This is a genomic window from Streptomyces durbertensis (genome assembly GCF_014156695.1).
In the GTDB taxonomy this organism is placed as follows: Bacteria; Actinomycetota; Actinomycetes; order Streptomycetales; family Streptomycetaceae; genus Streptomyces; species Streptomyces durbertensis.
In genome coordinates, this window is record NZ_WMLF01000296.1 from 1 (window position 1) to 6844 (window position 6844).

Here is a 6844-nt window from a genome sequence, read left to right on the forward strand (position 1 = left end):
GCCACAAGGGGCGGCGGACCGGTCCCGGACCGGGCCGCACCCGCTCGCGGGCCGTCCGTGGGGCGGCCCGCGGGGCCTTAGGATGGGCCGCATGGCGAAGACCGGAACGACGACGCAGGGGCTGCGGGCGGCGATCGAACGCAGCGGCTACTACCCGGCCCTGGTGGCCGAGGCGGTGGAGGCCGCGGTGGGCGGCGAGGCGGTCGTTTCGTACCTGGTGCACCAGGAGACGACCTTCGACGCAAACGAGGTCCGCCGGCACGTCACCGTGCTCGCCCTCACCCCGACCCGGTTTGTCGTGAGCCACACCGACGAGCAGGCCGCCGACGGCACGTCCCCGGTCCCGTACGCCACGACGTCCACGGAGTCGGTGAAGATCTCCCGGATCTCCTCCGTGGTCCTCAGCCGCGTTGTCGCCAACCCCGAGTCCTACACCCCGGGCACGCTGCCCCGGGAGGTCGTGCTCACCATCGGCTGGGGCGCGGTGAGCCGCCTCGACCTCGAACCGGCCAACTGCGGCGACCCGAACTGCGACGCCGACCACGGCTACACCGGCTCCAGCACCGCCGACGACCTCTCGCTGCGGGTCAGCGAGGCCGGCGACGGCCCGGACACCGTCCGTCAGGCGCTCGCCTTCGCCAAGGCGCTCTCGGAGTCCACCATCGCCGCCGACACGGCCGCACCGGCACCTCGCCGATGACGCGGCCCGCCACCGTCGAAGAGACGCTGCCCGACGAACCGCTCGACCCCCGCACCGCGCCCGTACCGCGCTACGGGCAGGCGTCGCTCGCCGACCTGCTGCCGGCCGTCCTCGCCGGCCAGGGCGTGCCCGACGCCACCCCGCCCGGTCTGCGTCTGGAGCCGGCCGACCGGGTCTGCGTCTTCCTCGTCGACGGCATGGGCTGGCAGGCACTGCACGACCACCCGGCCGAGGCGCCGTTCCTCACCTCACTGCTGGCCGGTTCCGCGGGCGGCACCGGCCAGCCGATCACCGCGGGCTTCCCCTCCACCACGGCCACCTCGCTCGCCTCGGTCGGCACCGGCCTGGTCCCCGGCACGCACGGCCTCCCCGGCTACACCGTGCTCGACCCGGACACCGGGAAGCTGATGAACCAGCTGCGCTGGCAGCCCTGGACCGACCCGTACCGCTGGCAGCCCTTCCCGACGGTCTTCCAGCGGGCGCAGCAGGCCGGCATCGAGACCAGCCAGGTCTCCGCGCCGCACTTCGAGCACACACCGCTCACCAAGATCGCCCTGTCCGGCGGCACCTTCCTCGGCCGGCTCTCCGGCGAGGAGCGCATGGACCTGGCCGCCGCCAGGCTCGCCGCCAGCGACCGCGCGCTGGTCTACACGTACTACGCCGACCTGGACGGCAACGGCCACCGCTACGGCGTGGACTCCGCCCACTGGCGGCAGCAGCTGCGTTACGTCGACGGCCTCGCCCAGCGGCTCGCCGAGCAGCTGCCCCCGCGTTCCGCGCTGTACGTGACCGCCGACCACGGCATGGTGGACGTGCCCGACGACCCCGAGTCCAGGTTCGACTTCGACGAGGACTGGGAGCTGCGCGCCGGCGTCGCCGTGCTCGGCGGCGAGGGCCGCGCCCGGCACGTGTACGCGGTACCGGGCGCCACGGCCGACGTGTACGCCGTCTGGCGCGAGGTGCTGGCCGACCAGGCGTGGGTCGCGACCAGGGACGAGGCCGTCGAACTCGGCTGGTTCGGCCCGCCCGGCGCGGTGGCCGACCGGGTCCGGCCGCGCATCGGCGACGTGGTCGTCGCCATGACCGGGAACGCGGCCATCATCGCCAGCCGCAACGAGCCCAACGAGTCCGCGCTGGTGGGCATGCACGGCTCGATGACCCCGGCCGAACAGTTCGTCCCCCTGCTCCAGGTGCGCACCTGAGCCACCGCCCGCCGCGTCCACCGGCGGTTTCCCCACCCTGACCCGTCCACCGCACACCGACCACAGAGGGGCTTACGCGCGCATGCCAGAGCTGGCGTTCTTCAGCGGGACGATGGACTGCGGCAAGAGCACGCTCGCGCTGCAGATCCAGCACAACCGGTCGGCGCGCGGCCTCCAGGGGATGATCTTCACCCGCAACGACCGGGCCGGCGAGGGGATGCTCTCCTCCCGGCTGGGACTGGTCACCGAGGCCGTCGAGACCGACGACGACTTCGACTTCCACGGGCACCTCGTCCGCCACCTCACCGCCGGCGGGCGCACCGACTACGTCATCGCGGACGAGGCCCAGTTCCTCACCCCCGGGCAGGTCGACCAGCTCGCCAGGGTGGTGGACGACCTGGGCATCGACGTCTTCGCCTTCGGTATCACCACCGACTTCCGCACCCGGCTGTTCCCCGGGTCGCAGCGGCTCGTCGAGCTGGCCGACCGGATCGAGGTCCTCCAGGTCGAGGCGCTGTGCTGGTGCGGTGCGCGCGCCACCCACAACGCGCGCACGGTCGGCGGGCAGATGGTCGTCGAGGGCGCGCAGGTGGTCGTCGGGGACGTACGGCGCCCGGCCGACGAGGTCGGCTACGAGGTGTTGTGCCGGCGGCACCACCGGCGGCGGCTGACGGCGGCCGCGGCGCGGGCCGGGGCCCTGTCCCCGGAGGTGCTGCCGGTCGACCCGGCGGAGCAGCCCGTGCCGGCCCCCCGCGGCTGACGCTCCGAGGGGCGTCGACCCCGGGGCCGGTACGGCTCAGCGGTCGCGCAGCGGACGCTCCACGGCGTCCCTCGGGTCCAGCATCTCGATGAGCGCGAACGGCGCGCCGTCCGGGTCGCAGACCCGGGCGTAGGAGCCGTACGGGGACTCGCGGGGCTCGCTGTACACCCGCCCGCCGAGCTTGTCGACCATGCGCAGCGCGGGGGCCAGCTCGCTGACCGCGAAGTACGTCACCCACATCGAGCCGCGGTCGAAGGGCAGCGCGCCGCCCACTCCGCGCACCCCGCACACCGGGCGGCCGGCCAGCATGAACGTGTGGTAGTCCGACTGGGATGCCGTCAGTCGTTCCACCTCGTAGCCGAAGACCGCCCGGTAGAAGGACGTGACCATCATCGCCTCGGGCACGATGATCTCGTTCCACACCGGTGTGCCGGGGCGGCCCGCCGCCGGCTGCTCGGGCAGCGCGGCGGCCTGCCAGAGGCCGAACGAGGCGCCCGCCGAGTCGGCGGCGATCGCCACCCGGTCGCCCTGCCCGCTGTCCATCGGGCCCACGCCGACCGTGCCGCCGCAGTCCCTGATGAGGCCGGACGTCTCGTCCGCGTCGTCGGTCGCCAGATAGGGCAGCCAGGCGGCCGGGAAGGCGTGGTCCTTCCTGATCTCGCCGAGGCCGGCGACGTCCAGCCCGTCGAGGTACGCCCGTACGTGCGGGCCCAGCTCGTCCTCCCCACGGCGGAACCGCCAGCCGAACAGCTCGCCGTAGAACTCCTCACTCGCGCGCAGGTCGCATGCCATCAGGCTCACCCAGCAGGGTGTGCCGGGAACGGGCCGGGCCACTGCCTCGGTCATCGCCGCTGTCTCCTCGTCGTGGCGGTTCTCGCCGCCGTCGATCCCGGGTCGAGTGCGCGCCCGCCGTGCGGGGGCGCCCGCCGTGTGCTCGCAGTACCGATGCTCGCACTCTCCGCATGCGCCTGTCTCCGGCCGCGCCGTAGTTCTTCCCCTCCGGGCCGAGGTAATGCCGGCAACCTTCCGCTTCCACGGAGTTCGGGACCGGTTTTCCACAGGCCCGACCGTCCTGCCCCCACGGCGGGGCCCACTGGGCGACAATGCCCGCATGACAGCCATCATGACCGCGTCCGAACTGTTGAGCGAGCTGGGCGGCGGCGCGCCGCCGACCCTGCTGGACGTCCGCTACGAGATGACGGGCCCGCCCGGCCGGGAGCTGTACGCGGCCGGCCACCTGCCCGGCGCGGTCTTCGTCGACCTGGACGCCGAGCTGGCCGGCCCGCCCGGCCCCGTCGGCCGCCATCCGCTGCCCGAGCCGGCGGTCTTCGGCGCGGCCATGCGGCGTGCGGGGGTCCGGGCCGGCCACCCGGTCGTGGTGTACGACGGGGGGAACGGCTGGGGTGCCGCCCGCGCCTGGTGGCTGCTGCGCTGGGCGGGGCATGAGGACGTACGGGTGCTCGACGGGGGCTTCGCGCGATGGCCCGGCCCGGTCAGCACCGACGCGCCCCGGCCGGAGCCCGGTGACTTCACGCCCGAGCCGGGCGGCATGCGGCTGCTCGACGCCGAGGGCGCCGCCGCACTCGCCCGTCGCGGAGTGCTGCTGGACGCCCGCACGGCGGAGCGGTACCGGGGGGAGACGGAGCCCATCGACCCGGTGGCCGGGCACATCCCCGGCTCGGTCAGCGCCCCGACCGGCGAGAACGCCGACGCGGACGGGCTGCTGCTGCCGGTCGACGAGCTCCAGGGGCGCTTCAAGCGGCTGGGCGCGGTGCCGGAGGCGGAGGTCGGGGTGTACTGCGGCTCCGGGGTCTCGGCGGCGCACCAGGTGTGGGCGCTGGCCGTCGCCGGGATCGACGCCGCGCTGTACGTGGGCTCGTGGTCGGAGTGGGTGGCCGATCCGGCCCGCCCGGTGGCCACCGGCGCCGAGCCGGGCTGATCCCGCGGGGAATCCGCGGGTGAACGCGGGTGAAGGTGTGGGGGTGGGCGGACCCGCCCCCACACCGCTACTCCTGCTTCTTGCGGCGCGTCCCGAAAACGATCTCGTCCCAGCTCGGCACGGCCGCCCGCCGGCCCGGCCGCACGCCGTCGGCCTCCGCCTGGCGGTCGGTGTTGCCGGTGAGCCGGTCCCGGTGGCCCGCCACCGTGCGCGGCATGAGCACGTCCGCGTACGCGGAACCGGCGCTGGCCGCCGGCGCGGGCGGCTCGACGACGGCGTCCTCCTCGCCCTCCTCGCGCTGCTCGTCGGTGGACTCGACGGCCGGTTCCGGTACGACCAGGTCACCCCGGAAGCTCGGCACGGCCTCCAGCAGGCTGGTCAGCGAGTCGCGCTCCTCGCCGGGCTCGGTGCGCACCGGGTCCGACCGGCCGTCGTCACCCGGACGTTCCTTCGGCAGCCGGGCGATGCGCGGCACGAACGGGTAGCTCGGCTCGGGCGTGTCGTCCGTCTCGCCGATCAGTCCGCGCGCCTCGTCGTCCAGCGCCTGCACCAGGCGGCGCGGCGGGTCGTAGGACCAGCTCGCCGAGTGGGTCTCGCTCGCGACGCGGTACACCAACAGCACCTCCCAGGTGCCGTCGTCGCGACGCCAGGAGTCCCACTGGACGGTGTCCTTGTCGGCCCCGCGCATCAGCAGTCTCTCGGAGACGGCGTCGCCGAGCGGCGGCCCGGAGTTCTCGCCGGGGCGGCGGACGGGTGTCTTGCGGGCGCGTTCGGCCATGAAGGCCCGCTCGGCGAGAACCGGCCCCTCGAACCTGCGGACGCGGTCGACGGGGATGCCGGCGAGCTGCGCGACCTCCTCGGCGCTGGCCCCTGCTCGTATCCGCGCCTGGATGTCACGCGGGCGGAGGTGGCTCTCGACCTCGATCTCGATCTGCCCGAGTCGGGCGCGGTCGTTGCGCACGGCGGCGCGCAACCGCTCGTCGATGGGCAGCGTGTACTCGGAATTGTCGGCAGCCTTGAGCACCAGCCGTGTGCCGTCGTTGCTGACCGCCACGACACGCAGTTCGGGCATGGGGACCTCCCGGGTGGTGCCTGCCGACGTCACGTGCGTCGCTGCTCCCGCTAGACGAGTGTGGCCTGCCCGGGTGCAGCCTGCCACAACCTTGCCGACTTGCCCGGCGTGTCGGGCCCGCGCCCCCCGTTGCCGTGATGGCACAGTTACCGGTTCGCCACTCATAGTGATCGAATCGTGCTCGAGTGTCACGCTGTGCCACGCGAAGTCAACAAGGTCGAGGCCAGGTTCGCCACACTACTCCATTAGGGCCTGCTCGCGCGGCGGACGCGCCGCTCAACTTCCCGCGTGGTGGGCGAGTTGGTAGCTCTTGGTCGTTTTGCCCGCACTGGTCGATTGGTGCGGATCGCGGCCGCTGACCGCGGCACGTGCCGACCCGCGGTTCCCCGGGGTGGCGATCTTCACAGAACCGGGCGAAGAGGAACTATCCCCTCCGCCCGACTGTCGTTCCTCTGTGTGTGACCACCCCACGGGTGTGACAGAAGGAGCGCGATCCGAGGCGAGGCATGGACAACAGGCGGACACCCCAGTCGACAACCCCCCAGCGCGGAACCGGCCCCGCCACCCCGGCGGACGCGGCGGGAGAGGCGGCGGACCGTGAGGGTCCGGAGAACAGGCGGAGCATCGACCTCACCTTCACCCAGGTCGCCGCGAGCGCCCTGGCCGCTGTGGTCGCGGCGCTGATCGCGGGCCGGCTCGGCGTCTACGGGACGATCATCGGCGCCGGCGTGGTGAGTGTGGTCGCCACCACCGGCGGCCCGCTGTTCCAGCACCTCTTCCGGCGGACCGGAGAAGGCGTCCGGGACCAGGTCATGACCACCGTCCGGCGCCCGCTCCCGGTCCGGGTCGACAGCACCGCCCTCGCCGAGGAGAGCGCGGCCCCGCGGCGGCGGGCCGTCGTCGAACCCGCCCCCGTCGCCCGCCGTCGCGGCCGTCGCGGTCTGGCGCTCACCGCCGTGCTCGCCTTCGTCCTGGCGCTGGGCGGGCTCACCCTCTACGAACTTGTTTCCGGTACCAACGTCTCCGGCGGTCGCGGCGGCACCACCTCCGTCGGCCAGGTCCTCGAACGCGAACCGCACCGCCCCGCGCCCGAGCAGGACCGGCCCGGCACCTCCGACGAGAAGCAGGGCGCCGACACCCCAGGCGGCGGCGACAGCCCGTCGGACAGCAC

Annotated in this window: 6 protein-coding genes and 1 pseudogene; 5 read left to right on the top strand and 2 right to left on the bottom strand. The window is 73.9% G+C overall.

Features of this window, described 5'->3' with window-relative positions; genetic code table 11:
* Window positions 1–91 precede the first annotated feature (91 nt).
* The 3 genes from GL263_RS18405 to GL263_RS18415 all read left to right on the top strand — a co-directional run bounded on the left by GL263_RS18405 (window position 92) and on the right by GL263_RS18415 (window position 2662).
* Window positions 92–700 (top strand): DUF5998 family protein, encoded by a 609-nt coding sequence (locus tag GL263_RS18405; RefSeq protein WP_182856820.1) that lies wholly within the window; start codon window positions 92–94, stop codon window positions 698–700.
* Window positions 697–1902 (top strand): alkaline phosphatase family protein, encoded by a 1206-nt coding sequence (locus tag GL263_RS18410; protein WP_182856821.1) that lies wholly within the window; start codon window positions 697–699, stop codon window positions 1900–1902. The genes GL263_RS18405 and GL263_RS18410 overlap by 4 nt, the downstream gene beginning before the upstream one ends.
* An 82-nt stretch (window positions 1903–1984) precedes the next feature.
* Complete coding sequence (locus GL263_RS18415; RefSeq protein WP_182856822.1) at window positions 1985–2662, top strand: thymidine kinase; 678 nt, start codon at window positions 1985–1987, stop codon at window positions 2660–2662.
* Between the two features lie 36 nt (window positions 2663–2698).
* On the opposite strand, the gene GL263_RS18420 is transcribed toward GL263_RS18415, so the two are convergent.
* Window positions 2699–3508 (bottom strand): VOC family protein, encoded by an 810-nt coding sequence (locus GL263_RS18420; protein ID WP_182856823.1) that lies wholly within the window; start codon window positions 3506–3508, stop codon window positions 2699–2701.
* A 265-nt stretch (window positions 3509–3773) separates the two neighbouring features.
* Between GL263_RS18420 and GL263_RS18425 the strand changes: the two genes are divergently transcribed.
* Entirely contained in the window at window positions 3774–4601 is an 828-nt protein-coding gene (locus GL263_RS18425; RefSeq protein ID WP_182856824.1) for a sulfurtransferase, read from the top strand.
* A gap of 67 nt (window positions 4602–4668) precedes the next feature.
* On the opposite strand, the gene sepH is transcribed toward GL263_RS18425, so the two are convergent.
* A complete protein-coding gene (gene sepH / locus GL263_RS18430; protein ID WP_182856825.1) occupies window positions 4669–5706 on the bottom strand; it encodes a septation protein SepH in 1038 nt (345 codons plus the stop codon).
* 473 nt (window positions 5707–6179) lie between these two features.
* Between sepH and GL263_RS18435 the strand changes: the two are divergent.
* Window positions 6180–6844, top strand: a pseudogene (locus GL263_RS18435) (hypothetical protein); the annotation flags it as partial.

Bases quoted from the DNA above. Each gene is read 5' to 3' on its own strand.
- GL263_RS18405 (WP_182856820.1), top strand. From the start codon at position 92: ATGGCGAAGACCGGAACGACGACGCAGGGGCTGCGGGCGGCGATCGAA.
- GL263_RS18410 (WP_182856821.1), top strand. From the start codon at position 697: ATGACGCGGCCCGCCACCGTCGAAGAGACGCTGCCCGACGAACCGCTC.
- GL263_RS18415 (WP_182856822.1), top strand. From the start codon at position 1,985: ATGCCAGAGCTGGCGTTCTTCAGCGGGACGATGGACTGCGGCAAGAGC.
- GL263_RS18420 (WP_182856823.1), bottom strand. From the start codon at position 3,508: ATGACCGAGGCAGTGGCCCGGCCCGTTCCCGGCACACCCTGCTGGGTG.
- GL263_RS18425 (WP_182856824.1), top strand. From the start codon at position 3,774: ATGACAGCCATCATGACCGCGTCCGAACTGTTGAGCGAGCTGGGCGGC.